Consider the following 23932-nt stretch of genomic DNA (forward strand, 5'->3'; position numbering starts at 1 on the left):
ATATTTGCTGACAAACAGCCTGCAGCACCTGGGCAACCCCAGCGGTTGTGCTGGTGTGTGCGGGCCCACACATACTCTTTCCGATTCTTCCCGATCCCCCGGAGACTCCGCACCATGAAAGTCAGCGACATCCTTCGCGTCAAAGGCAACACCCTCTACACCGCATCGCCGGACGAGCCGCTGGCGGGTGCCGTGAGCCTGATGGCAGAGCGCGACATTGGCTCGCTGGTGGTGATGGAGCATGGCGACCTGGTGGGCATGCTCACCTTCCGCGAAGTGATCCAGGCGCTGGTCAAGAACGGCGGCAGCGTGGGCACGATGCTGGTGCGCACGGCCATGGACGATGCGCCACTGACCTGCACTCTCGAAACCGACATGGACGAAGTGCGCCGCATGATGCTGGACCGCCACGCACGCTATATGCCCGTGATGGACCGCCGCATGCTGATGGGCGTGATCAGCTTCTATGACGTGGCCAAGGCCGTGGTGGACAGCCAGAACTTCGAGAACAAGATGCTCAAGGCCTACATCCGCGACTGGCCGGAAGAAGAACCTCGTACTTGAGGTTGTGGGCAGGGCGCGAGGCCTGCGCCCCGGCGTGACGGCACAGATGAGCCTCTAGCCAGGTCAGCGATAGGGGCGAGGCGCCTGGGCGCAGAGCCAGGCCTCGATCTCATCGGGTGGTAGCGGCTTGCCGAACAGGTAGCCCTGCATGACCGGGCAGCCGTGGGCCTGCAGCCACTGCTGCTGGCCGGTGGTCTCCACCCCCTCAGCCACCACCACCATGCCCAGGCTGTGCGCAATGCTCAGCACCGACACCGTGAGGGCGCGCGCCGTGGCGCTGGTGGTGAGGTCTTGCACAAAAGCCATGTCGAGCTTGAGCTCGCTGATGGGCAGGCGGTGCAGGTAGCTCAGGCTGGAATAGCCGGTGCCGAAGTCATCCAGGGACAGCTTGAAACCCTGGTGGTGCAGGGCCTCGATGTTCTGCAGCGTGACGGGCCGCGCATCCATCATCACACTCTCCGTGATCTCCAGCAGCACATCGCTGGCGCGCAGGCCATGGCGCTGCAGCGCATCGCTGATCTCCTGCGCAAACTCCGGCCGGTGGAAGCTGCGGCCCGACAGGTTGATGGCCACGCAGGGCACGTCGTGGCCTGCAGCGCGCCAGGCCGCCAGCTGGCGGCAGGCTTCGTCCAGCAGCCACAGGGTCAGCTCATGGATCAGCCCGGCGTCCTCGGCCACGGGGATGAACTGCGACGGCGGCACCATGCCCCACTGCGGGTGGTTCCAGCGCGCCAGAGCCTCCACACCGTGCAAGGTGCCGGGGGAACTGCTGAGAACCTGCGGCTGGTAGTGCAGCGTGAGGCTGCGCTCGGACAGCGCCTGCTGCAGCGCGCGCTCCAGCGAGGCGCGCTCCTGGGCACGGCGGTTCATCTCGGCGCTGAAAAGCTGCAGGCTGTGGCGATGGTCGCTTTTGGCCTGGTGCATGGCCTGGTCGGCATGGCGCAGCAGGGTGTCGATGGTGTCTCCATCGTTCGGAAACATCGCAATGCCGATGCTGGCGTGGGGCACATGGGTCTGCCCGAAGATGTCCAGCGGCTGGGCAATGTCGTGCAGCACGCGCTGGGCGCTTTGCACGGCCTGTTCGGTGGTGCATTCGGAGAGCAGCAGCACGAATTCGTCGCCCGACAGGCGCGCGATCAGGTCGCGCGCGCGCAGGCCTTGTGTGAGGCGCTGGGCCACCTCGCTCAGCAGCGCATCGCCTGCGGCGTGCCCCTGGGTGTCGTTGATCTGTTTGAATCGGTCCAGGTCCAGAAACAGCAGCGCGCCGGTATGGCGCCCCCGCTGCAGGTCGGCCAGCGCCCGCTCTCCACTGCTGCGAAACAGGGCCCGGTTGGGCAGCCCCGTCAGCACATCAAAAAACGCGAGCTGGTGGATACGCTCGTGCGTGCTGTTGCGTTCGATGGCCAGCGCACACAGGTGCAGGCATACATCGACAAGGCGCTGATGCAGCGCGTCGGGTGCGCGCGGTTCGCGGAAGTAAAACGCAAAGGTGCCAATCGGCTGACCCCGGTGGTCGCGAATGGGGCTGGACCAGCAGGCGCGCATGCCGCTCGGGGCAAACAATTCCTGGTAGTCAGCCCAGAGGGGGTCTGTGGCCATGTCGGTGACCACCACGGGCGCGTTGCGGAAGGCGGCGGTGCCACACGACCCTACCTTGGGGCCAATCGCCAGTCCGTCCAGCGCGCGGCTGATGGTGGCTGGCAGGCTGGGCGCTGCCAGCGGGTGCAACCGGCCTTGTGCATCTACCGCCAGGATGGAGGCGGTGACCTCGGGCGCGATGCGTTCGACCTCGCGGCAGACCAGTGCCATCAGCTCGGGAAGGGGCAACTCGTTGACCATGCCCTCCAGCACGTGCGTCTGCAGGACCTCGTGCATCTTGGTGAGCGTGATGTCGGTCAGGATCGAAATGCTGCCCCCCGGTCCGCCGGAGCTTTCGTCGGACGCATTGATCACCAGGGACACCCAGCGGGGTTGCCCCGCCTTGCTGTAAAGCAGTGTGTCCGTACGAAAACTGCCTTTGGCCAGCACATTGCCCCGGATGCTTTCGAGCAGGTCCGGATCAGAGTGGGGGCCCAGCAAGACCTCGCTCAGGTGCCGGCCCAGCACTTCGGCGGGCTGGTAGCCAAATAATCGCGTGAACCCTTCGTTGATATAGACCACACACTTGGAGCTGTTGGTCATCACGACAGCGTTGTCGCTGGCGTCCAGTGCGCGGCGAAGGGGAGCATCTGCCAGGGCGGCAGTCAGAAGGGTGCGGGAAGGTGATGTCGGACCCGGAGAGGGCGGCGCGAGGGCGGGCATGGAGATCCCAAAAATCGATGTTTACATGCTAACAAGCGTCCAGAACCCTGCCAAGCAGGATATGTCATGCCTGTGCAAACGCGCCACGTATCGGGCGTGTGGTGCCTCGTGAGTGCGGTGACGTAGGAGCTGTTGGGGAGTACACCGCAGCAAACCGGTGCGGCCTTGCGTCGGGCACCCGGGGCTCTGGGATAATCCCGCCCCATGAGCGGCAACACCATCGGTACCCTATTCGCAGTCACCAACTTTGGTGAATCCCACGGCCCGGCCATTGGCTGCGTGATCGACGGCTGCCCGCCCGGCATGCCGCTCACCGAGGCTGACATCCAGGCCGACCTGGACCGGCGCCGCCCTGGAACCAGCCGCCACGTCACGCAGCGCAACGAGCCCGACGCGGTGGAGATCCTCTCTGGCGTGTACGAGGGCAAGACCACCGGCACCCCCATCGCCCTGCTGATCCGCAACACCGACCAGCGCAGCAAGGACTACAGCAACATCGCCGAGAGCTTTCGCCCCGGCCATGCCGACTACACCTACTGGCACAAGTACGGCATCCGCGACCCGCGCGGTGGCGGCCGCTCGTCGGCCCGCCTGACGGCGCCCACGGTGGCCGCCGGTGCAGTGGCCAAGAAGTGGCTGGCACAGCAGTATGGCGCCCAGTTCCGCGCCTGCATGACGCAGCTGGGCGAGCTGCCCATCCCTTTCGAGAGCTGGGATCACGTACGCGCCAACCCCTTCTTTGCCCCCGTGGCCGACGTGCAGCAGTACGAGGACTACATGGACGCCCTGCGCAAGGCCGGTGACTCGTGCGGCGCCCGCATCCGTGTGCAGGCCACGGGCGTGCCGGTGGGCCTGGGCGAGCCGCTGTATGACAAGCTCGACGCCGACATCGCCCACGCCATGATGGGCTTGAACGCGGTGAAGGGCGTGGAGATTGGCGCGGGCTTTGCCAGCGTGGCCCACCGGGGCACCATGCATGGCGATTCGATGACGCCGCAGGGCTTTCGCACCAACAACGCCGGTGGCGTGCTGGGCGGCATCAGCACGGGGCAAGACCTGGAGGTGAGCATTGCGATCAAGCCCACCAGCTCCATCATCAGCCCGCGCGAGTCCATCGACATCCACGGCAAGAGCACCGAGGTGATCACCAAGGGCCGCCACGACCCCTGCGTGGGCATTCGCGCCGCGCCGATTGCCGAGGCGCTGCTGGCGCTGGTGGTGATGGAGCACGCGCTGCGTCACCGTGCCCAGTGCGGCGATGTGGTGCCGCCTGTGCCGCCGATCCAGGCCTCGTTTCTGTAACACCAACTCCCACCGTCCCTGGGGCGGTGCCTCCGTATGAGCAACCGCTTGTTCCGGGCCTTTCACCGCAGGGCGCTGGCCGCCTTGGCGGTGCCGCTGTGGCTGGCTGGCTGCAGCGGCATTGCGTCCACCGCCCCTGCGGCGGGTAGCGCGCCGGCCCACATCGACATCACCCTCATTGGCTTCAACGACCTGCACGGCAACCTGGAGCCGCCCCACATGGCGCATCGAGTGCAGGGGCCCACGGGACCGGTGCTGGCGCCTGCGGGGGGCATGGCGTATTTCGCCAGCGCCATGGCAGCCCTCAAGGCCCAGTCGCCGCACCATGCGGTGGTCTCTGCGGGTGACATGGTGGGCGCCTCGCCGCTGGTGTCGTCGCTGTTCCTGGACGAGCCCACCATTGAGGCCGTCAACCGCATGCAGATCGACTTCAACGCGGTCGGCAACCACGAGTTCGACCGGGGCTGGCGCGAGCTGCTGCGGCTGCAGAACGGTGGCTGCGAGAAATTCACCTCGCGCGAGCCTTGCCGCATCAGCAAACCTTTTGAGGGCGCCCAATTTGGCCTGCTGGCGGCCAACACGGTGCGTGAAGACGGGCGCACCCTGCTGCCCGCCACAGGGCTCAAGCGGTTTACCGAAGGCGGTGTCACCGTCACCATGGGGTTTATCGGCCTCACGCTGCAGGCCACACCGACCATGGTCAGCCCGTCCGGGGTCGCTGGGCTGCGTTTTGAGGACGAGGCGGCCACGGCCAACGCGCTGATCCCTCAGCTCAAGGCCCAAGGCGCCGATGTGATTGTGGTGGCCATCCATGAAGGCGGGGGCACCACGGCGGGCGTGCAGGAGACCAGCTGCGCAGGTCTGTCGGGCGACATCGTGCCCATCCTGGAGCGCCTGGACCCGGCCGTGGATGTGGTGGTCTCGGGCCACACGCACCAGGCCTATGTGTGCGACTACAGCCGCGTGAACCCGGCCAAGCCGTTTTTGCTGACCAGCGCAGGCCAGTACGGCACGCTGCTCACCGACATCCAGCTGCGCGTGGATACGCAGACCCGCCGTGTGGTGAGCAAGACGGCGCGCAATGTGGTGGTGCAGGGCGAGGCCTTCACGGGCGCCCAGGGGCCGGTGCCGCTGACCACGGCCGTGCCGACGTTCCCTGCGGATCCCGGCGTGCAAAAGATCATCGACACCTACCGCGCTGCCGCCATTCCGCTGGCCCAGCGTCCAGTGGGGCAGGCCCAAGGGGCCATGCGCCGCCAGCCCAACGCGGCGCTGGAGAGCGTGCTGGGCAATCTGGTGGCGGACGCCCAGCTGCTGGCTACACGAGCGCCTGCGGATGGTGGTGCGCAGCTGTCCTTCATGAACCCGGGCGGCCTGCGCGCTGACCTGGTGCCGGATGAGCAAGGGCTGGTGCGTTACGGCCAGCTGTATGCGGTGCAGCCTTTTGGCAACCAGCTGGTGATCAAGACCTTCACGGGTGCGCAGATCCGCGCGGTGCTGGAGCAGCAGTTCGCCAGCGGGGGCAACACGGTGCAGCGGCCCCGGGTGTTGTCGGTGTCCGGCGGGTTCAGTTACCGCTACGACCTGAGCCAGCCCGCCGGGGCGCGCATCAGCCACATGGTGCTGAATGGTGCGCCGGTGACAGACATGCAGTCCGTGCGTGTGGTGATGAGCAGCTTTCTGGACAGCGGTGGTGACAACTTCACGGTGCTGACGCAAGGCCAGGACCGGCGCGTGGGTGAGCTGGACCTGGATGCGCTGGAGGCGTACTTCCGGCTGCAGAGCCCGGTGGCACCACCCGCTACCCACCGCATCACCCGCGTTGCGCCTGCCGCGCGCTGAGGAACACCAAAGGCGTTGGGTGCACGCTGGGTGGGGGAGTCCGCCGCTTAGTCGTCTGTGCGGCGCAGCGCGCCCAGCCATTGCAGCGGGTTGAAGCCGGTGACCAGCCCGGTCGCCACCAGCACCAGCGCGCCGCCCCAGAGCATGCCCGGCCCCAGTGCCTCGCCCAGAAAGATATGGCCCCAGGCCACGCCGAACAGCGGGATCATGAAGGCGGAACTCATGGCGGCCACGGGCGAGACATGTTTGAGGACCCGCAGGTTGAGCCAGTAGGCGAGCCCCGAGGTCACGATGCCCATCACGGCTACGGCGGCCAGCGCCTCGGGAGTGAAACGTGCGGTGGGCAATGTCCAGGCCGCCCCGGGCAGCAGCAGAACCAGGGCAGCGGCGTGGATACCGGCCGCGATCGACAGCGGTGACATGCGGGTGGTCGCCCGCTTCATCCAGGTGAGAGACAGGCCGTAGCACGCCGCAGCGGTCACGCACGCGCCTGCCGCAAGCAGTACCGCCGAGGTGGGCGCCACAGGCCCCAGCTGCACGATCAGCGCGACCCCTGCAAAGCCGCAGAGGCAGCCCGCCCATTTGCGCGTGCTCAGCGTGTCTTCCTTCATCCAGGCGGCGGCGATCACGCCAAACGGCACGGCCATGGTGTTCAGCAGAGAGCTGTAGCCCGCAGGCAGGTGCAGTGCCGCCCAGGCGTACAGCAGAAAAGGCGCTGCCACCGTCAGCGCACCCAGCCCCAGCAGTTCCCGCCAGTGGCGCCAGGGCCAGGGCTCACCCGCCCAGCGCATGATGCCGATCAGCGTGAGAGTGGCCAGCCCAATGCGCAGCGCGGCCATCACATTCGGACCCAGTACCGGGCTGGCGATGCGGATGAACAAAAAGGAAGCGCCCCACAGGGCAGACAGCAGCACCAGCTGCAGGAAATGGCGGGTTTTCACCGCGCGCATTGTCAGGCACCTGCGCAGTGCTTGCCGAAGTGTTGGATGGCGGTTTTGATGTAAAAACTGCTTGAAGCGCTAGTCCATCATGCTGCGATAGCTATCAAATTAGTAGCAATTGCAGAGTAGCTTGCGCGACATGCGCAGGGGCCATGGCAGAACCTGGGAGTGCGCAATGTATGCCAACGGTGCCGCGCTCTGCATTGGCCAGACGAGGTAGCAGGTGCGGGGGCTGCAAAGGGGCGGTCATCCGCGTGACGGCCACCCTGGGGGGCGTGGCTACTTGCGCACCTCATCCACCATGGCGCGAAAGTCGTCGATGTCTTCAAAGCTGCGGTACACGCTGGCAAAGCGGATGTAAGCCACCTTGTCGAGCTTCTTGAGCTCGCGCATCACCAACTCACCAATGCGGCTGGAGATCACTTCGCGCTGGCCCAGGTTGAGCAGCTTTTCTTCGATGCGCTCGATGGCGCTGTCGATCTGGTCTGTGCTGACCGGTCGCTTGCGCAACGCCAGGTTGAAAGAGCCCAGCAGCTTGCTGCGGTCGTATTCAATGCGCCGGCCGTCTTTTTTGACGATGGCCGGGAAGTTCACTTCCGGCCGCTCGTAGGTGGTAAAGCGCTTGTCGCACGCGCCGCACTGGCGGCGGCGGCGGATGAAGACCCCATCCTCAGACACCCGCGTTTCAACAACTTGCGTTTCGAGGTGGCTGCAGAAGGGGCACTTCATGGGCGCTGAGGACCGGCTTGTTGCTTAACGGTAGACCGGGAAACGAGCGGTCAGGGCGTTGACCTTGGCACGCACGGCGGCGATGTTGGCTTCGTCGCGGGGGTTGTCCAGCACATCGGCAATCAGGTTGGCCGTGATGCGGGCTTCTTCTTCCTTGAAGCCACGCGTGGTCATGGCGGGGGTGCCAATGCGCACGCCGCTGGTCACCATCGGCTTTTCAGGGTCGTTGGGGATCGCGTTCTTGTTGATGGTCATGTGGGCGGCGCCCAGCACGGCCTCGGCTTCCTTGCCGGTAATGCCCTTGGCGCGCAGGTCCACCAGCATCACGTGGCTTTGCGTGCCGCCGGACACGATGCGCAGGCCGCGTGCGGTCAGCGTCTCAGCCACGACCTTGGCGTTCTTGGCCACTTGCTCCTGGTAGGCCTTGAACTCGGGCTGCAGCGCTTCCTTGAAGGCTACGGCCTTGGCAGCAATCACGTGCATCAGCGGGCCGCCTTGCAGGCCGGGGAAGATGGCGCTATTGATGGCCTTCTCGTGCTGTGCCTTCATCAGGATGATGCCGCCACGGGGGCCGCGCAGGCTCTTGTGCGTAGTGGATGTGACCACGTCGGCGTGGGGCACGGGGTTGGGGTACACACCGGCGGCAATCAGGCCGGCGTAGTGGGCCATATCCACCATGAAGATCGCGCCCACGTCCTTGGCCACCTTGGCAAAACGTGCGAAGTCAATGTGCAGGCTGTAGGCCGAGGCACCGGCGATGATCAGCTTGGGCTTGGTCTCGTGCGCCTTTTTCTCCATCGCTTCGTAGTCGATGGCTTCGTTGGCATCCAGGCCATAGGACACCACGTTGAACCACTTGCCCGACATGTTCAGCGGCATGCCATGTGTAAGGTGGCCGCCTTCGGCCAGGCTCATGCCCATGATGGTGTCGCCGGGCTTCAAGAAGGCCAGGAACACGGCCTCGTTGGCCGATGCGCCGCAGTGGGGCTGCACGTTGGCGGCTTCTGCGCCGAACAGCTGCTTGACCCGGTCGATGGCCAGTTGCTCGGCCACGTCCACATGCTCGCAGCCACCGTAGTAGCGCTTGCCTGGGTAGCCTTCTGCGTATTTGTTGGTCAGCTGGGTGCCCTGGGCCCACATCACGGCGGGGGAGGCGTAGTTCTCGCTGGCGATCAGCTCGATGTGGTGCTCTTGGCGCGCGTTCTCCGCCTGGATGGCAGCAAACAGCTCGGGGTCGGTTTGTTCGACAAGAATTTTGCGGTCGTACATGATTGGCAGTCCTATGAACTTGTGTCCCTTGAAACAAGGGCTGCCCAGGCGAACGGCTGAACGCATGGGGCAGGGCCCCTGCGGCACGCTTCCCAGTGGTTCACAAGAAGTAGGTTCTTGCTGGTTTCCACGTCAGCGGCAACATCCAGTGGCAGGATGTTGCGCCTATCGCCAGTCGCGTACCCCGTTAGTGTAGCCGACACGGCGCCAGTGCCGCACCGTCCGAACCGCTGGGCGCCAGGGTTGTTGCCTGGGTGCCGGGAGCCTGCAGGGTTACAGGCCAGGTGTCAGCAAAGCCACCTTGTCGCTGACTGCTGCAGGGGCTGTGGTGCGGGGTACCGCTGCGGGGATGCTCTGCACAGGAGCCTGGGTAGACAAGGAGGGCGGAGGATTGAAAGGCACTGCGCGACCGCCGGCCACCTGGCGCAGGCGTAAATGTTCCGCCATCACCTTGGCGGCATAGCCTCCGTCGTCGGCCATGTTGCCTGCACCCACATAAAAGCGCAGGCCGCCTTCGAGCGAGCCAGCGCGAGCGATGCATTCCTGCAGCACCTTCACACCGACCCGCAGGTTGCTCACCGGGTCAAAGGCTGCAAAGTGACCGCCGAAGTTCTGGTACTTGTCAGTGTGCACGCGGGTCATCACCTGCATGAGCCCCTGTGCGCCCACGGCGCTTTCGGCAAATGGGTTGAAGCTCGACTCAATGGCCATGATGGCCAGGATCAGGGTGGGATCGATCTTTGCGCGGGTGCCAATCTCGTAGGCCTCGGCCACCAGAGCGCTCAGGGGCTCAGGCGCCACGCGGTACTTTTTGCTGAGCCAGAAGGCCACGGCTGCCTGCTCTTTGGGCAGATCCTTGGGGTTCACCGCCGTAGCGCGCTCGCTGGCTTCCGGTTCGATGGGCATGCCCAGCATTTCAACCTGACGGGCTTGCAGCCAGTTCATCAATTGCTCTTCACCAGCCTGGCGCAGATCGGGCCGTGCAGTGAGGGCAATGACGACAAAGGCAACGGCCAAGCCGATAAGGGCGAAGCTGTTGTGGGTGATTTCAAGAAAACCTTCGGTCACGTCGGCCGCGAAGGTTCGCACGCCGGAGACTATTTTTCCTGACGCTGTCATAGCTCTTCCTTTCTGAGGCGGGCCAGTGGAGCGGAGCAGTCGCAGTGGACTGTGCTTTGCTGGCAGATCGCCTGGATTGGTACGCCATCAAGTCCGGGCTGCACGTCTGTGGAGTGCTTGGCGCCCTGGATTGACTTAGCCGGGTTCGGCAGCGATTGGGGTTTGTACTAGCCCTGTTTTTGGGGCTGGCGGATTCTAGAAGCTCACTAAATGCATAGTCAATACTAACAAAACTATTTTTAAGACATAAAAATTATGAAAAACATGTGAAAAATCACAGTTTTTGTGGGGGTGAGGGGCTGTTCAGCGCTGTGGGTGGGCCGGTGGTGGCTGACATCACCATGTCAAATTCAATCGGGCTTTTCTCCGCCATTGAGAATCCGATTTGAGTTGGCCGAGTGAGTTTGATAAGGTGGAGGCGCCTGTAGATTTCAGGCATCGCCAGACGAAGCGAAGTCTCCCTCCGAGGGCATTCAGTGCCAAGGTGCAGCAGATGCCGCTTCCATGGCAACCCCTGGAGGCAATACCTTGCCTCCTCGCCATGCGGACCTTTCTCTCCGCATCGCGACCGATGGCAAAGACCGTTGTGTCAGCCGTCAAGCCCGGCGGGCAGGCCCTTCAGGCACTGCTCGTCGGGCTTTCTTATTGGTGCTTCGCCTTGTGGGTGGGCGGCGCTGTCTTATATATAGATAATGGGGGCTGTTCCCTAGAGCGGCGACCCTTCGCCCGGAGTGTCGCGCGGCGTTCTCGCAGAGGTCCATCGGCGGGGCGGCCTGCCTCGCAAAGCCTTGTGCCAGATCACCTGGCTGGTGTGGACGATGCTCCCCGCCACGGCTTGCTGGCCCAATCCGGTGAAAATAGCCCTTTTGTTGTCCTGGCGTGCGCATGGTGCGGTCGCTCGGGCACGGCCCCAGGCCCTGCGCCAGGGACGCCTTCGTAATCCATTGGATCCATGTTTCCATTTTTTTCCCGCAGCAAAATGTCCGACGCACCTGAAGTGAATCCGGCCCCGGCCAAAACCCACGAGCCGCACCCGCTCGATGCGCTGACCGGCGGCGCTTTTTCTGCCGCTACATCGGGTGAGCGCGCTTCCCGCATCCGTGACTGGCTGGCCACGCAGCCAGCGCCTGAGCAGCTGCAGGAGGTGTTCAAGGAGTTGAGCGGACGTGACAAGGGCGCAGCCCGCGCCGTGCGCGAACGGCTGGACGAAATCCGTCGTGCCAAGGGGCAAGAGGCTATTGCGGCCGAATGGGCGGACAAGGCCCAGGCACTGCTGGCGGCCCCCAAGCTCAATATTGCAGATGCCCTGGCCTGGCAGCGGGATGCCGCCAAGGCGGGTGCGCCTCTGTCGCGCGAGCCGCTGTCGCTGCTCAAGGTGCAGCTGGCGGACCGTGTGAAGGTCATTGAAGACCTGCAGCACCGCGTGCAGGTGCAGCGCGAGGCCGCTGTGCTGCTGGCGCAGCGCATTGAAGTGCTCTCCACCAAACCCTGGCGTGATGCCCATGCTGCGCTGGAGCTGCTGCGTGCCGATGTGGCGCGCTGGCAGGAGCAGGCCCAGGAGCTCACGGGCGATGCGAGCTGGGCGAGCGTCGAAGCGCGGTTCCCCCCTTTGCTGGATGCCTCTCGCACCCAGTTGCTGGTGGTGTGGGAGGCTTTTCAGCCCGCAGTCGCCCAGGCGGCTGCAGCGGCAGAAGATGTCTCCGCGCCCCTGCCTCCCGTGCCTGTTTGGGCGGACGAATTGCGCGCTGCCCGTGGCCTGCCCACGGAGGCCGCCGCCGCTGCGGCTGCTTCAGCAGCGGCCAGCAAGCCAGCCCGCGTCGCCAAACCCAAGGTGGCGCCAGAGGTGATCGAAAAGGCGCACCAACTGGTGCGCGATGCGCTGGCGACGCTCGAAAAAGAAACCGCTGAAGGCCATGGCAAGGCCAGCGCTGGCGCGGCGGCTGCGCTGCGCGCCGTGCTCAAGGTGCATGGCAAACACATTGACAATGCCCTGGAGCAGCAGGTGCACACGGCGCTGGTGGCTGCCGGTGAGCTGGAAGGCTGGCAACGCTGGAGTGCCGACCAGGTGCGTGAAGACCTGGTGGCCAAGGCCGAAGCGCTGCTCAACCGCCCCGAGGGTCAGGCCCTGGGTGGCCGCAAGATGCAGGAGACCCTGCGCAATCTGCGAGACCAGTGGAAGCAGGCAGACCAGGGTGGTGCGCCTAACCACGCCCTGTGGAAGAAATTTGATGAAGCCTGCAACGCGGCGCACAAGGTGGTCGAGGCCTGGCTGGACAAGATCCGCACTGAAGCGGCCGAGCACAAGGCTCAGCGCCTGGCGCTGATCGAGGAGGTCAAGGCCTGGGCGCAAGAACACGCTGCGTCGGGCGACTGGAAGGCCATCAACCGCTCGCTGTATCAGTTCGGCGACCGCTGGCGCGAAGGCGGGCATGTGGGCGAGAAGATTTTTGCAGAGCTGCAGCCCCTGTGGAAACAGGCCATTGCCCTGGCCGCTGCCCCCCTGGAGGCTGCACAGAAGGAAAGTCTGGCGCGTCGCCACGCGATGATCGATGAGGCCACAGCCTTGGGCGCGGCACCCGCTTTGCGCATCGATGCCGTCAAGGCGTTGCAACAGCGCTGGCAGGCTGAGGCACAGACCGTGCCGCTGGATCGCAAGCACGAGCAAAAGCTGTGGGACGCATTCCGCAAGCCCATTGATGAAGCGTTCAACCGCAAGTCTGCGGATCGTGATCGTGCTGTCACCGAGTTGAGTGCGCGGGACCGCGTCGTTCTGGACGCTTCCAAGGCTCTGGAGGCTGCCAACGCCACGGGTGATGCGCAGCAGATCCGTGCTGCGATGCAGGCGCTGGAGGCTGCATTGCGCGGCCAAGCCCAGGCGGCTGAAGCGGTCGCCACGGCCAACAAGGATGCCCAGTCGCATGCCGACGCGCAGGCGAGTGCTGCTCCAGCTGCTACTGAAATTGCAGCAGAGGCCTCTGCCGAGGCTGCGGAAGGTGGTGACACCGCTGCAGCCGCGCCTGCGGCGACACCTGCAGCCCCCAAGCCTGCTGCACGACCTGTTGTGGCGGTGCGTGGGGATGACCGCCCTGGCATGAAGAAAGACGCTCCGGTGGCCCCCGGCCGTGGTGCGCGACCCGGAGACCGCCGCGATGGTCGTCCTGGCGACCGTGACGGTGCCCGCGGCCCACGCAGTGATGGCCGCATGGGCGATCGCGCTGACCGGGGAGGCCGTTTTGGTGATCGTCCAGCCTTCGAGGACCGTGGCCCTCGCTTGGGGGACACAGCATTCCGTGCTCAGCGCGAGGCGATGGAGCACGCACAGCTGGCCCTGAAGAAGCTGGCCGCACAGGCCCACGGCGAAGCCTTGACCCAGCTGTTGACCGCATGGGAAAAGCGCGATGCTGCGCTGGTCCCCGGCACGCAAGATTTGGGTTCGGGTGTGACGGCGTCGGTGCGCAGTGCCTGGACACAGGCATTGTCGGCTGCGCCCAAGGGCGATGCGGCAGAAGCGCTGCTGCGCCTTGAAATGGCGGCCGAGGCCCCAACGCCTGCCGAGCACATTGCTGCGCGGCGGATGTTGCAACTGCAGTTGCTGACGCGCCGCAACGACCCTGCGCCCACCCAGACCTGGGGCCAGGATGTGGCGCGCGTGCTGGCGAGCAATAGCGATGCGGCGAACGCACGCCGTTTGCAGAACGTGCTCAAGACGCTGCTGCGCAAGTAGTTGAAGGGCTGGGGCGCGCGCCGCGGCGCGTGTACCCTCAGGGCAGCAGACAGAACGAAAAACGAGACCGCTGGCGGTCTCGTTTTTTTCTTTGCTTTGATGGTTTGAAAACAAAAAAGCCGTTGCGGATGCAACGGCTTTTTATATGTTTGGTGCCCAGGAGAGGACTCGAACCTCCACGATGTTACTCGCTAGTACCTGAAACTAGTGCGTCTACCAATTCCGCCACCTGGGCTTTCAGATCAGCCTCGAATTATAGGACAAGAAATTCGGGCTTCTGAAGAGTTTTCAAAAAAATGTGCCGTCGGCTCAAAAATCGTTGAGCCGCAGCAGGGCATGCAAAACATCTCAGCAAACAAAAAAGCCGCTGGGTGTACAGCGGCTTCGATATTATGAAAACCATCGCTGGTTCTCGTTAAACTTGGTGCCCAGGAGAGGACTCGAACCTCCACGATGTTACTCGCTAGTACCTGAAACTAGTGCGTCTACCAATTCCGCCACCTGGGCATTTCAGGAAAGACTAAGATTGTATAACAAAAAATCCACCCCCGGCACGCAGCCAGCCACACATTTGTCGCAAGAGATCGAAGGCAGCGTGCAAGGGCACCGTGATGGACACGGTTTCGTCATCCGCGACGATGGCGAAGGCGACATCTATATTCCCCCGAACGAAATGCGCGCAGTCCTGCACAAGGACCGTGTGCGCGTGCGCATCGTGCGCCAGGACCGCCGTGGCCGTCCCGAGGGCCGCGTTGTGGAAATCATCGAGCGTCCACCCCAGCCCATCATCGGCCGACTGCTGCAGGAAAGCGGTGTGTGGCTCGTGGCTCCCGAAGACAAGCGCTATGGCCAGGATGTACTGATCCCCAAGGGCGCCACGGGCGCCGCGAAGCCCGGGCAGGTCGTGGTGGTTGAGCTGACCGAGCCGCCGGCCCTGTTCGGCCAGCCCGTGGGCCGCATCACCGAAGTGCTCGGCGAGGTCGACGACCCGGGCATGGAGATCGAGATCGCGGTGCGCAAGTACGGCGTGCCGCACGAGTTCTCGGCCGAGTGTCTGGCCCAGGCCAAGGAGCTGCCCGACAAGGTGCGCGCGCAGGACAAGAAGCGCCGCGTCGACCTGACCGACGTGCCCCTGGTCACCATCGACGGCGAAGATGCGCGTGACTTCGACGATGCCGTGTACTGCGAGCCCGCCAAGGTCGGCCGCAGCAAGGGCTGGCGCCTGCTGGTGGCGATTGCCGACGTGAGCCACTATGTGGAGACGGGCAGTGCCATCGACATCGATGCCTACGACCGCGCCACCAGCGTGTACTTTCCGCGCCGCGTGATCCCCATGCTGCCCGAGAAGCTCAGCAACGGGCTCTGCTCGCTCAACCCCGAGGTGGAGCGCCTGTGCATGGTCTGCGACATGCTGGTCACCGCCAAGGGCGAGGTGCACGCGTACCAGTTCTACCCGGCCGTGATGTTCAGCCACGCGCGCTTCACGTACACCGAGGTCGCAGCCATCCTGGCCAACACGCGCGGCCCGGAAGCCAGCAAGCGCAAGGACCGCGTCAAGGACCTGCTCAACCTGCATGACGTGTACCGTGCGCTGCTCATCGCGCGCCAGGCGCGCGGCGCCGTGGACTTCGAGACCACCGAGACGCAAATTGTGTGTGACGAAAACGGCCGCATCGAAAAGATCGTGCCGCGCACCCGCAACGACGCGCACAAGCTCATCGAGGAAGCCATGCTGGCCGCCAACGTGTGCAGCGCCGACTTCATTGCACAGGGTGGCCAGCCGGGCCTGTTCCGCGTGCACGAAGGCCCCACGCCCGAGAAGCAGGAGATCCTGCGCAACTACCTCAAGGCCATGGCTGTGGGCATGACGATTGGCGACGACCCCAAGCCGGGCGACTTCCAGGCGATTGCTACGGCGACCAAGGATCGGCCCGACGCACAGCAGATCCACACCATGCTGCTGCGCTCCATGCAGCAGGCCATCTACACGCCCATCAACAGCGGCCACTTCGGCTTGGCGTTCGATGCCTACACCCATTTCACCAGCCCCATTCGTCGGTATCCCGACTTGCTGGTGCACCGGGTCATCAAGGCCATCCTGAGCAAGACGAAGTACGCGCTGCCGTCCTTGCCCACACCCGGCGAAGCCCATGCCAAACTGGCCAAACGTCTGGCTGCGCGCGTGGCCGCACCTGGCACCAAGCCACGCAAGGATGTGAAACCGCCCAGCCGCGACACCCAGGCCTGGGAGGCTGCCGGTCTGCACTGCAGTGCCAACGAGCGCCGCGCCGACGAGGCCAGCCGCGATGTGGAAGCCTGGCTCAAGTGCAAGTACATGCGCGAGCACCTGGGCGAGGAATATAGTGGCGTGGTCAGTGCTGCGACGAGCTTCGGCATCTTCGTGACGCTGGACGCGATGTACGTCGAGGGACTGGTGCACATCACCGAATTGGGCGGCGAATACTTCAAGTTCGACGAGGCGCGCCAGGAGCTGCGCGGCGAGCGCACCGGTATCCGCTACGCCATCGGCGCGCGGGTGCGGGTGCAGGTGAGCCGTGTGGATCTGGACGGGCGCAAGATCGACTTCCGCCTGGTGCGCGAAGGCGAGGAGCTGCTGGGCCGCGCGCTCAAGGACAAGGGTGTGGGCACCGAGGGGGCTGGTGGTGGCGCCCGCAAGGCGGGTGGTCGGTCCGGCGGACGCAAAGCCGACAAGGCTGCAGGTCCATCTGCCACCGAGCAGGCAGGCCTGACCCGCGAGCGGGCCGCGCGTTCGCCGATCCAGTCGCTCAAAGCCTCGGTCAAGAAGGCGGTGGCGGGTAAGTCCAGCAAAGGCAAAGCGCGCAAGCCACGCCGCGGCTGAGGCCGTCGAGCTGGTGGACCAAGGCCCTCCAGCTCGCCTCACCATTGCTATTTAATTGATAGCTGCAAGCGCATATAGAACATGCGCTTGCGGCTATTTTTTATTGAAATGTGCATGCTTGGCGGCTTGAGGGGCGCTCGATTGCTCCAGAAAGCGCGCATACCGTTGTACCGTGTCGGCGGGGGCTTCCATCATGGGCAGGTGCCCAATGCCGGGCAGCGCGGCGATGTGTGCCTGCGGAAGCAGCTTCTGCACCGTCTGAAGGCCGCTTCGGTCGAACACGCGGTCGCTGTCGCCCCACAGGACCAGGGTGGGGTGCTGCTGCAGGCGGGCCAGGTGTTGTTCCAGCAGATAGCGGTCTTTCAGCTGCGCGTCCCACAGGCGGGTGTTGGATGCAGCGTTGCGCAGCGCGTCCTGCTCGGAGGCATGCAGGATGGGGTAGGGCAGGAAGGGGCGCTTTTCAAACACCAACTCCATCATCGCTTTGAAGGCGGTGGCATCGTGGGCCACCAGCGGGCGTTGCCCGGCGTCGATGAGGCGGTCCATGGTGCTGGGCTGGGGCGAGCGGATGCCGTGGGGTGCGCCGATGAACGCCACGCTGGCCACGCGCTCGGGATGCTGCAAAGCAAAGAGAGCGGCGATGGTGCCGCCCATCGAGTTGCCCGCCAGATGCACTCTCGCAAGGCCGAGCGCGTCCAGAAACGCGGCCAGCCGCGTGACGTGGGCGGCATAGTCGTAGGGCTGGTCGTCTCGCCGTGTGCTCTCGCCAAAGCCCGGGATATCTGGGGCAATCACCCGGTACTGGCCGGTGAGCGGTCGCGCAAAATCCACCCAATGGTCTTTCTCCGCAAAAATGCCGTGCAGCAGAACGATGGGTGTGTCACTGCTGTGAACCGACGCGGGGTTTGGGGGAGTGCCGTTATCCAGGTAGTGGATGGTGTGCATGGCCGCATCAGCGGTTTTTTCTTCCAGGCCGGACAGATGGCGATTGGCGCTGAGCAGAGGCTCTTTGAACAGCGAAGGTGCCCCGTAGTAGAGGCCGACCGTGCCCAGTACCAGAGCCGTTGCGACAGAAATAACGATGCGTTTCAAGAAGCGTTCTCCAAGGATATGGCTGCGTGCATGCCAGGGACTGCTGCTACAAGCCTCAACACACGCTCGGCCCCTGGCGGGAGAGGCAAGGCTACGGAGAACGCGGTAAAAAAACTTGTAGGTTTGGGCTATGCCGGCACGCAACACACTGACCCTGGGCACTGACCGCGCGCTCTACGTCGGGGAGATCCCGGCCACGGGCTGGCACTGCCATGCGTCGCCGGTGCTGCTGATGGGGCTCTCGGGCCGGTTTGCGGTGCACTGGGGGCCAGGGCGTGTGGAGACCTGCCACAGCGCGTTGGTCGACGCCGGGGTGGAGCATCTGTTCGACCCCTGTGGTGAAGTGGTGGCGCTGGTGTACCTTGAGCCAGATTCGGCGCAGGCGCGCGGCCTGCGGGGGCTGTTCGGGCAAGAGGGGGGGGTGGTGGTGGACGTTGCAGCCCCTGTGGGCGCGCGCAGTGCCATGGAGGGTTATCTGCATCACTTCGACCTGCCCGCCTTGCTGCGTTGCCCGCTCGATAGCGAGGTGGCGCCACTCGACCCACGCGTCGTCCGCAGCCTGCATGTGCTGCGCCATCCGCAGGCGGGGCGGGTGGCTCGGGGTGACCTGGCCTCGGGCGTCCAGCTTTCAGCATCGCGTTTCAACCACCTGTTTCGCGCCGAAATGGGGGTGAGCTTGCGCACCTATCGGGTCTGGTCCCAGGTGCGGTTGGCGATGGCGGGGCTGGCGGTCAGCTCGCGCCTGACCGACGCGGCGCTACATGGCGAGTTTTCTGATTCGGCCCACTTCAGCCGCATGTTCCGGCAGACCTTTGGCATGACACCGTCGAGCGTGCTCAAGCCGCTCAAGAAGGTGACCTTGCTGGCCTGAGGCTCAGCTTCCGCCCACGCGCTGCGCCAGCGCACTGGCCGTCAGCGCCTGGCGTGCTGGCCAATCATCAGCCGCCTGGCCATGCTGGTACACCGCTTCACTCGCCGCGCGCAAGGCGCTGGCACCGGCGGCCAGGTGGGCGCCCACCATGCCTGCCAGCACATCGCCCGTACCCGCCGTGGCCAGCCGCGCATTGCCCGTGGGGTTGATGGCGGGCACGCGGTCGGGTGCGGCAACCACGGTGCCCGAGCCCTTGAGCACCGCCACGCAGTTGAATTGGTCTGCCAGCTGCTGCGCGGCCCCAAGCCGGTGGGCCTGGACCTCGGCCGTGGTCAGGCCCAGCAGGCGCGCAGCCTCCAGCGGGTGCGGTGTGAGCACCGTGGGTTGCCCGTGCTGTCCGCGTGCCACCACCAGCGCGTGCAGTGCGGCCTGGGTGGCGATGGTGTTGAGCGCGTCGGCATCCAGCACCAGCCGGGCCGCGCGGGTGATGACTTCGGGCAGCACGCGTGCGATGGCCTGCCCGCCGCCACAGCCGCAGACCACGGTGAGCTGTTCGAGCGCGAGGGCGTCAAAGCGGCGGAACATCAACTCCGGCTGCTGCAGGTCCAGTTGCAGATGCCCATCGTCCAGCAGGGCCACCAGCACCCGGCCCGCGCCGCTGTGCAGAGTGGCCGAAGCGGCCAGCAATGCGGCGCCCGCCATGCCCATGCCCCGCGCTGCCAGTCCTTCGCCGCCCACCACGGCCACGTCGCCATAGCTGCCCTTGTGGCTGGCGTGGGCGCGGGGGGCGGGCAGGGCGGGGCCGGAGAGCCAGGCGTTGGGCGGCTCGTGCCCGGGTTCTACGCCCAGATCATCCAGCCAGACCTGGCCTGCTGCGTCCCGCCCGGCGGCGGTGAACAGGCCGGGCTTGAGGGTGAGCAGACTCAGCGTGTGGCGTGGCGGGGGCGCTTGGTGGTGCAGGTGGGGTGGGGTGTCGGGCGCCAGGCCCGCGGCAAACTGGCCGGTGTCCGCGTCCAGCCCGCTGGGCAGGTCCACGGCCAGCACGGGGGCCGGGCTGTGGTGCAGGGCTTGCAGGCAGGCTCTGAGCCTTGCGTCGGGCGCGCGTGCGGAGCTGTGGGGTGACGAAGAGACGCCAATGCCCAGCAGCGCATCAATGCACAGGTCGTTGGCCCCCAGATCGTCGGGGGCAGTGTCTGCCCAGGATACGCCCGCATCCCGTGCGCGCTGCCAGGAGGCCCTGGCATCCGCCGGGGCCGTATCGGGCTGGCCCAGCCAGGTCACGACCACTCTGCGGCCACTGCGCTGCAGGTGCATGGCAGCCGCCAACCCGTCACCCCCGTTGTTACCGGGGCCGCAGGCAATCCACACGGTGCGTGCGTGGGGTGCCAGCGACTGGGCCAGTTGGGCGATGGCCAGGCCGGCGCGCTGCATGAGCGTGTGCGGGGGCAGGGCGGCTGCCGCGGCTTTTTCCAGGCGGCGTGTGGCGGCCGCGTTGAACAGGGGATAAGGCTGGTGGGCGGTGATGCGGTGCATGGGCTGCAGGGGGCAAAGGCTGCTGCCAGCGGCAGCGCGCCTGCCATTGTGCGCCGATGCCCCGTGCGGGCAAAGCGCAGGCGGGCCTGTGAACAGGCTCTTAGAACCGCCGCATGCCCAGCCCATCCAGCGACACCTCAGGTTCCCGCTGCGCGATCAGGTCGGCCAGTGCCCGCGCGCTGCCGCAGGCCAGGGCCCAGCCGCCAGCGCCATGGCCGGTGTTGAGCCACAGGCCCGGCACGCCGCTGGCGCCCACCACCGGGGCACCGTCGGGCAGCATGGTGCGGGCACCGCGCCAGATCTGCAGGTTGGATGAGAGCTGCGCGCCCCCGGGGAACCAGTCGTTCAGCGTGCGGTACAGGCGCTGCAGTGTGGGGGTGTGGTGCTCGGCATCGGCCCCGGCCAGTTCAGCGCCACCGGCAATGCGCACGCGCTGGCCCAGGCGGGTGATGGAGATTTGCTGGCCCGCATCCACCACGCTGGCGCGGGGGGCGTGGGTGGATTCGCGCAGTGGGGCGCTCACGGAGTAGCCGTACACAGCCGCCATGGGCAGCCCCAGGCCCAGTGCGGGCAGCAGCGTGGCCGATGCCACGCCGGCGCACAGCACCACGGCATCAAAGCGTCGCAGGTCCGTTTCGCCCTGCAGCACCACGCCCGTGGGGCTGGTGCCGACGCGGTCTACGCGGGTGTTGAACACAAACTGCACCCCCGCACCCTGGATGCCCTGGCGCAGCAACTGTGCAAACAGACGGCAGTTGCCGGCGCGTGCATCGGGCAGGTGGATCGCGCCGGCCAGCGGGGCTTCGGGCGAGAGGCCAGGCTCGATCTGGCGCGCCACATCGGCGTCGATCTCACGCAGGGCCACGCCGCTGTCGCGCAGCACTTGCAGCGCGGGTTGCAGGCGGGTGCGGTCTTCTTCGGTGCGCAGCAGCACCAGGCGGCCGTCGCTGGCTTCAAAGTCCAGCTCATGCTGGTTCGCAATGGCTTGTAGTCGAGCTTGGCTGTATTGCGCCAGGCGTTCGACCGCGGCGGCCGGGGCGCTGTGGCTGTGCGCCATGCTGCGCCAGCGACGCAGCCAGGCCCAGTTGGCGCGGGTCAGGCCGCCAGCCAGCCGCAGGGTGGCCTGTGTCCCCATCAGTCGCAGCGGCTGGCCGAAGCCCGGCAGCGCCCAGGGGCTGAGCAGGTGGGGCGCTAGCAGCCCGGCGGTGGCAAAGCTGGCCTCTTCGGCGGCCGCACTGCGTTGTTCAAACACCGTGACTTCGTGGCCGTCGCTGGCCAGTTCGTACGCGGTGGTGACGCCGACAATGCCGGCGCCCACGATAGCAATCTTCATGAATTTGGGTGTTTTTGGCTTGTAGCGCTAGTGAATCATGCGCTGGTAGCTATTATTTTTGTAGTGTTTGCTCGATCTGCAGGCTGATGTTGAGCACCGTGTCATCCCTGAGCGCCCCGTGCCAGACCATCAGCCCGACCGGGAGTTCCCCTTGCACGTGGCAGGGGAGCGACAGCGCACAGCCGTCCAGCAGATTGACCACACTGGTGTTGCGCAGCAGCAGGTTGTTGACGCGGAAGAACTCGGCATCGCGGGCGGCGTCCCGGGCCTTGTCCGCACCATCTGCAGGAGCGACATCGGACAGCAGTGGCGCCAGGATGGGCACGGTGGGGGACAGCAGGGCGTCGTACGGCTCCATGTCGGCGATCATGCGTGCAATCCATTGCTGGCGCGCCTGCAGCAGGTCGATGTATTCCCAGGCCATCAGCGTGGCCCCTTTTTCGATGCGCATGCGCACCCGGGGGTCGTAGCGGTCGCCTGCGCGCTGCAGCAGCTCGCGGTGCCAGGCGTAGGCTTCTGGGGCGGCAAAGCCGTAGGCGGGCTGCTCCAGCACAGCGGGCAGGGCGATGGTGTCGATCTGTGCGCCCGCCTGGCGCAAGGCTTCCACGCTGCGCTCAAAGGCGCGCGCCACGGGGGCGTCGAGCCCTTCCAGGAAGAGGGTGGTCGGCACCGCCAGCCGGTACTGGGACAGCGGCGCCAGGCTGCGCGTCACGCGCCGGGCGGCCAGCACCTCGTGCGCCACGATGGCGTCGCGCACGGTGCGCGTCATGGCGCAGGCGGTGTCCAGGGTGGTGGACAGCGGCACGGCGCCGGCGGTAGGCACCAGCCGGGCGGTGTTCTTGAAACCCACGATGCCGTTGAGCGCTGCAGGAATGCGGATGGAGCCACCGGTGTCCGACCCCAGCCCGATGAACGCTGCGCCAGTGGCCACCGATACCCCGGCGCCGGACGAAGACCCGCCGGGCACGCGGGGCGCGCCGGGCAGGGCGCCAAAGCGGGCATCCCAGGCAGCAGGCGTGCCGTAGTGGGGGTTGACGCCGACGCCAGAGAACGCGAACTCCACCATGTTGGTGCGGCCGATCAGGTTGGCACCTGCTGCGCGCAGGCGGGCCACGGCCGGGCAGTCCTCGGATGCTGTGGGAGCGTCTGCGAGCGCGGTGGAGCCCGCCGGGGTGGGTTGGCCGGCCACGTCAAACAAGTCCTTCACCGACGCCGCCAGCCCGGCCAGGGGCAACTGGGCCACACCCGGCTGCATCGCCGTGGTGCGTGCCTCGTCAAACAGCGTGCGCACAAAGCTGTGGGTGTTGGATGCGGCCTGGGCGGCGTCGATGCAGCGCTCCAGCTCGGCGGGCGCGGTGGTGGCGCCGTCCCGCAGTTGCTCACGGGTGGCGATCAGGTCAGGGAGCATGGGTGTGCTAGAATCTTTGGGTTTTGCTGGGAGCAGTAGCGCAGTGGTGCAAGGTTTGCACAACCGGCGTGGCCGCTGCGGCAAGACCAATCGCAAAGCAGCCCTGTCAAGGTGTTGCAGTGTTCGTGAGGATCACGGCACTGCAAATATTGGGGCTGATTTTAGACCTAACCTTTGGAGTATTTTTATGTCCGTTACCATGCGCGAAATGCTGGAAGCCGGTGTCCACTTCGGTCACCAAACCCGCTTCTGGAACCCCAAGATGGCCCCCTACATCTTCGGCCATCGCAACAAGATTCACATCATCAACCTGGAAAAGTCGCTGCCACTGTTCCAGGAAGCCCAAAAGTTCGCCAAGCAACTGGCTGCCAACCGCGGCACGATCCTGATGGTCGGCACGAAGCGCCAAGCCCGTGAAATCCTGGCCACCGAAGCGCAACGCGCTGGTGTGCCTTTCGTGGACCAGCGCTGGCTGGGCGGCATGCTGACGAACTTCAAGACCGTGAAGACCTCGATCAAGCGCCTCAAGGACATGAAGGCTCAGCAAGAAGCTGGCCTCGAGAACCTGAGCAAGAAGGAGCAACTGACGTTCTCCCGCGAAATCGAAAAGCTCGAAAAGGACATCGGCGGCATCCAGGACATGGCTGCTCTGCCCGACGCCATCTTCATCATCGACGTGGGTTTCCACAAGATCGCCGTGGCCGAAGCCAAGAAGCTGGGCATCCCGCTGATCGGTGTGGTTGATACCAACCACTCGCCCGAAGGCATTGACTACGTGATCCCTGGTAACGACGACTCGGCCAAGGCCGTGACGCTGTACGCCCGTGGCATCGCTGACGCGATCATCGAAGGCCGTGCCAACGCCGTGAATGAAGTCGTGAAGGCTGCAACCGCCGAGAGCACCGACGAATTCGTGGAAGTGCAAGAAGCCGCTGCCTGATAGCCCGGCTGCGCGATCCGTCGCGAACAAAAGCGGGGCCCCTGGTGAGCCCCCTTTTTTTTAGCCCGAATCTGAACTGACTGAACTGAATACTGAAGGAATAA

General features: G+C 65.5%; 16 protein-coding genes, 2 tRNA genes and 1 riboswitch. Of the genes, 7 read left to right on the forward strand and 11 right to left on the reverse strand.

What is annotated here, in order from left to right; all coding sequences use genetic code 11:
- Positions 1–114: 114 nt before the first annotated feature.
- Positions 115–564 (forward strand): CBS domain-containing protein, encoded by a 450-nt coding sequence (locus tag N4G42_RS09360; RefSeq protein WP_015013536.1) that lies wholly within the window; start codon positions 115–117, stop codon positions 562–564.
- Between the two features lie 63 nt (positions 565–627).
- Here N4G42_RS09360 and N4G42_RS09365 read toward each other — a convergent pair whose 3' ends face one another.
- Positions 628–2865 (reverse strand): EAL domain-containing protein, encoded by a 2238-nt coding sequence (locus tag N4G42_RS09365; protein ID WP_260666967.1) that lies wholly within the window; start codon positions 2863–2865, stop codon positions 628–630.
- A 204-nt stretch (positions 2866–3069) separates the two neighbouring features.
- Between N4G42_RS09365 and aroC the strand changes: the two genes are divergently transcribed.
- Positions 3070–4167 (forward strand): chorismate synthase, encoded by a 1098-nt coding sequence (aroC, locus tag N4G42_RS09370; protein ID WP_056067164.1) that lies wholly within the window; start codon positions 3070–3072, stop codon positions 4165–4167.
- A 36-nt stretch (positions 4168–4203) separates the two neighbouring features.
- A complete protein-coding gene (locus N4G42_RS09375) occupies positions 4204–6009 on the forward strand; it encodes a bifunctional metallophosphatase/5'-nucleotidase (protein ID WP_260666968.1) in 1806 nt (601 codons plus the stop codon).
- A 47-nt stretch (positions 6010–6056) separates the two neighbouring features.
- Here the strand turns inward: N4G42_RS09375 and N4G42_RS09380 are convergent, their stop codons facing one another.
- From N4G42_RS09380 to N4G42_RS09395, 4 genes are all read right to left on the reverse strand, one after another.
- Positions 6057–6959 (reverse strand): DMT family transporter, encoded by a 903-nt coding sequence (locus N4G42_RS09380; protein ID WP_192421163.1) that lies wholly within the window; start codon positions 6957–6959, stop codon positions 6057–6059.
- A gap of 270 nt (positions 6960–7229) precedes the next feature.
- Complete coding sequence (nrdR, locus tag N4G42_RS09385) at positions 7230–7679, reverse strand: transcriptional regulator NrdR (RefSeq protein ID WP_015013541.1); 450 nt, start codon at positions 7677–7679, stop codon at positions 7230–7232.
- Between the two features lie 24 nt (positions 7680–7703).
- A complete protein-coding gene (gene glyA, locus N4G42_RS09390) occupies positions 7704–8948 on the reverse strand; it encodes a serine hydroxymethyltransferase (protein WP_056067170.1) in 1245 nt (414 codons plus the stop codon).
- A 35-nt stretch (positions 8949–8983) separates the two neighbouring features.
- A riboswitch (ZMP/ZTP riboswitch) is annotated at positions 8984–9137 on the reverse strand.
- Between the two features lie 84 nt (positions 9138–9221).
- Positions 9222–10067, reverse strand: a complete 846-nt coding sequence (locus N4G42_RS09395) for a lytic transglycosylase domain-containing protein (RefSeq protein ID WP_146872325.1) — start codon at positions 10065–10067, stop codon at positions 9222–9224.
- Positions 10068–11019: 952 nt separating this feature from the next.
- Here N4G42_RS09395 and N4G42_RS09400 point away from each other — a divergent pair.
- Positions 11020–13791, forward strand: coding sequence for a DUF349 domain-containing protein (locus N4G42_RS09400; protein ID WP_260666969.1), 2772 nt, complete (start codon positions 11020–11022; stop codon positions 13789–13791).
- A 150-nt stretch (positions 13792–13941) separates the two neighbouring features.
- Here N4G42_RS09400 and N4G42_RS09405 read toward each other — a convergent pair.
- Both N4G42_RS09405 and N4G42_RS09410 read right to left on the reverse strand, forming a co-directional pair.
- A tRNA-Leu gene (locus N4G42_RS09405) sits at positions 13942–14026 on the reverse strand.
- A 187-nt stretch (positions 14027–14213) separates the two neighbouring features.
- A tRNA-Leu gene (locus tag N4G42_RS09410) sits at positions 14214–14298 on the reverse strand.
- Between the two features lie 19 nt (positions 14299–14317).
- On the opposite strand from N4G42_RS09410, the gene rnr reads away from it, so the two are divergent.
- A complete protein-coding gene (rnr, locus tag N4G42_RS09415; protein ID WP_056067177.1) occupies positions 14318–16651 on the forward strand; it encodes a ribonuclease R in 2334 nt (777 codons plus the stop codon).
- Between the two features lie 93 nt (positions 16652–16744).
- Here the strand turns inward: rnr and N4G42_RS09420 are convergent, their stop codons facing one another.
- Positions 16745–17743, reverse strand: coding sequence for an alpha/beta fold hydrolase (locus N4G42_RS09420; RefSeq protein ID WP_260666970.1), 999 nt, complete (start codon positions 17741–17743; stop codon positions 16745–16747).
- A 130-nt stretch (positions 17744–17873) separates the two neighbouring features.
- Between N4G42_RS09420 and N4G42_RS09425 the strand changes: the two genes are divergently transcribed.
- Positions 17874–18614, forward strand: coding sequence for a helix-turn-helix transcriptional regulator (locus N4G42_RS09425; RefSeq protein ID WP_260666971.1), 741 nt, complete (start codon positions 17874–17876; stop codon positions 18612–18614).
- A gap of 3 nt (positions 18615–18617) precedes the next feature.
- Here N4G42_RS09425 and N4G42_RS09430 read toward each other — a convergent pair whose 3' ends face one another.
- The 3 genes from N4G42_RS09430 to N4G42_RS09440 all read right to left on the reverse strand — a co-directional run bounded on the left by N4G42_RS09430 (position 18618) and on the right by N4G42_RS09440 (position 22888).
- Positions 18618–20147 carry an NAD(P)H-hydrate dehydratase gene (locus N4G42_RS09430; RefSeq protein ID WP_260666972.1) on the reverse strand — a complete coding sequence of 510 codons (1530 nt, stop codon included), beginning with the start codon at positions 20145–20147 and terminating at the stop codon, positions 18618–18620.
- A gap of 100 nt (positions 20148–20247) precedes the next feature.
- Positions 20248–21480 (reverse strand): FAD-dependent oxidoreductase, encoded by a 1233-nt coding sequence (locus N4G42_RS09435; RefSeq protein WP_108498907.1) that lies wholly within the window; start codon positions 21478–21480, stop codon positions 20248–20250.
- Positions 21481–21532: 52 nt separating this feature from the next.
- Positions 21533–22888: an amidase gene (locus tag N4G42_RS09440; RefSeq protein WP_260666973.1), complete on the reverse strand. Its 1356-nt coding sequence runs from the start codon at positions 22886–22888 to the stop codon at positions 21533–21535.
- A 187-nt stretch (positions 22889–23075) separates the two neighbouring features.
- Between N4G42_RS09440 and rpsB the strand changes: the two genes are divergently transcribed.
- Positions 23076–23828: a 30S ribosomal protein S2 gene (gene rpsB / locus N4G42_RS09445; protein WP_056067188.1), complete on the forward strand. Its 753-nt coding sequence runs from the start codon at positions 23076–23078 to the stop codon at positions 23826–23828.
- Positions 23829–23932 lie beyond the last annotated feature (104 nt).

The sequence above is a fragment of the Acidovorax sp. K2F genome, assembly GCF_025246485.1.
GTDB classification, from domain to species: Bacteria; Pseudomonadota; Gammaproteobacteria; order Burkholderiales; family Burkholderiaceae_C; genus Acidovorax; species Acidovorax delafieldii.